Origin of the sequence: Tepidimonas fonticaldi (assembly GCF_001675355.1) — a bacterium.
Taxonomy (GTDB): Bacteria; Pseudomonadota; Gammaproteobacteria; order Burkholderiales; family Burkholderiaceae_C; genus Tepidimonas; species Tepidimonas fonticaldi.
Genome location: NZ_LZDH01000046.1, coordinates 1 through 878, shown reverse-complemented (window position 1 = coordinate 878; position 878 = coordinate 1). Strand labels below are relative to the sequence as shown.

Genomic DNA, 878 nt, shown 5'->3' with positions numbered 1-878 from the left:
GTTTAACGGCAAACCAAAACTTAATTGTTGCGGGTGTGCCCGAAAGTGAAAAAGCGGCAATTGAAGCAATTGCCAGATCTCATGGGTTAATGAGTGATGATATTACGGCACAACGTGAAAATTCCATGGCTTGTGTATCATTTCCAACTTGCCCGCTCGCGATGGCCGAAGCAGAACGTTTTTTACCTGAATTTATTAGTCAAGTGGAAAGTATCATGGCCGCCCATCTAGTTGCCAATGAACATATCGTTTTGCGGGTAACGGGTTGCCCTAATGGCTGTGGGCGAGCCATGCTGGCAGAGGTTGGACTGGTCGGTAAAGCGATGGATAGATATAACTTACATTTAGGTGGAAATCGCATTGGCACCCGTATTCCACGCATGTACCGTGAAAATATCACTAGTACAGAGATTTTAGCTATTTTGGATGAGTTAATCGGCGATTGGGCGAAAAGCCGTCTACCTAATGAAGGATTTGGCGATTTTGTTATTCGCACCAATGTTGTTAAGCCCGTATTGAATTCTGCTGTTGATTTTTATGAGGTTAAGGAGGCAGTATGAGCCGACTTGAACTAGCAGCACTCATCGAACTCGATAAGCCCCAACAAATCGCTTATCTCGCTGAGTTTAATTCCCAGTTAGAAGCAATGAATGCAGTACAGCGGGTTGAGTGGGCAGTTGAATACTTACCGACTGAGTTTGTGTTGTCTTCCAGCTTTGGTCTCCAAGCGGCACTGACATTGCATATGGTGACGCAAATTGTGCCTAATATCCCTGTTATTTTAACGGATACTGGTTATTTGTTCCCAGAAACCTATCAGTTTATTGAAGTGTTAACAGATAAGCTGAATTTAAATTTGCAGGTGTATCGAGCCAAAC

1 protein-coding gene and 1 pseudogene are annotated in these 878 nt (G+C 43.6%); both read left to right on the top strand.

What is annotated here, in order from left to right:
• Nucleotides 1–560: pseudogene (locus A9O67_RS13070) on the top strand (NADPH-dependent assimilatory sulfite reductase hemoprotein subunit); the annotation flags it as partial.
• Nucleotides 557–878, top strand: a 322-nt coding sequence (locus A9O67_RS13065) for a phosphoadenosine phosphosulfate reductase domain-containing protein (protein WP_156682264.1), incomplete at its 3' end; no start/stop codon positions are given. The pseudogene A9O67_RS13070 and the gene A9O67_RS13065, both read left to right, overlap by 4 nt.